Here is a 1,068-nt window from a genome sequence, read left to right as displayed (position 1 = left end):
TGTCAGGTCCCGGACGATTACGTGGCACTTTTATGAAAAGTTCCGGTTTTTCTTTGTACCATCTTTTCATGGCCTCGATGGGCGGGACATGTCCCAGGGCTTTCTGGGGGATGTGGTGATTGTACAGCCAGACGTAGCGATGAATCGTTGCCTCCAGCGCTTCGCGGCTGTCGAAGCGATGGGTGGCGAGTACCTCGCTGATGCGCCCATTGAAGCGCTCGACCATGCCGTTCGTCTGCGGGCGGCGCGGTTTGGTCAGCCGATGCTCGATGTCGAGCGCCTGGCACAGTTCATCGAAGGCATGTGCTCCCGTGGGGGTGCGCTCTCCCCGGGTGATGAAGCGGTCGGTGAATTCCTTGCCGTTGTCGGTGAGGATCGTGTGCAGACGAAAGGGGGCCGCCTCGATGAGCGAGCTCAGAAAGCGCCGGGCGTTGGCGGCTGTCTTCTCCGGGTAGATGGCCACGAACACCCAACGCGTGGCCCGGTCGATCGCCACGAAGAGGTAGCGGCGTTTGTCCTCGTCGGGCATCTGCGGCAGGTACTTCACGTCCAGATGCACGAACCCCGGCTCATAGGACTTGAAGGGTTTGTGCCCAGGCTTTTCCGCTTTGGGCTGCAGGGCCTTGAGCGAACCGACGCCGTGGCGGCGCAGGCAGCGATCCAGGCCAGATCGAGAGACGTTCGGCGTGATGAACTCACGAACCACAGCCAGCAGGTCGTCCAGAGGCAGCATCAAGGTCCTGCGCAGCTCCACCACGACCGCCTCCTGAAACGGGGTCAGGTTCGTCTGCAGACGGTGCGCCGTGTGCGGACGATCTTCGACGTCGGTGCGTTTCTTCCAGCGTCGGATGGTGTCCTCCGACACCCCGAGTTCCCGGGCAAGACGCCTCACCGGCAGGTTCGAGCTTTGGATGTAGCGCCGGGTCGCAGGGGTCGTGGTGGCGTTCTTGTGCAGTCGAACCATCATGACTTTTGCCTCCGTAGCTCCTCGATCAGCTCACGCATCGTCTCGCGACCTATGAATAATGCACGACGTCGCGGATCAATGCAATCGTCCGGGACCTGACA

1 protein-coding gene is annotated in these 1,068 nt (G+C 61.4%); it reads right to left on the bottom strand.

What is annotated here, in order from left to right; genetic code table 11:
* Positions 1-967, bottom strand: a 967-nt coding sequence (locus Tchar_RS13515) for an IS481 family transposase (protein ID WP_144329490.1), incomplete at its 3' end; no start/stop codon positions are given.
* Positions 968-1,068: the final 101 nt, after the last annotated feature.

Source organism: Tepidimonas charontis (assembly GCF_007556685.1).
Lineage (GTDB): Bacteria > Pseudomonadota > Gammaproteobacteria > Burkholderiales > Burkholderiaceae_C > Tepidimonas > Tepidimonas charontis.
The sequence above is the reverse complement of the archived record's forward strand: the minus strand, read 5'-3'. Positions and strand labels throughout refer to the sequence as shown.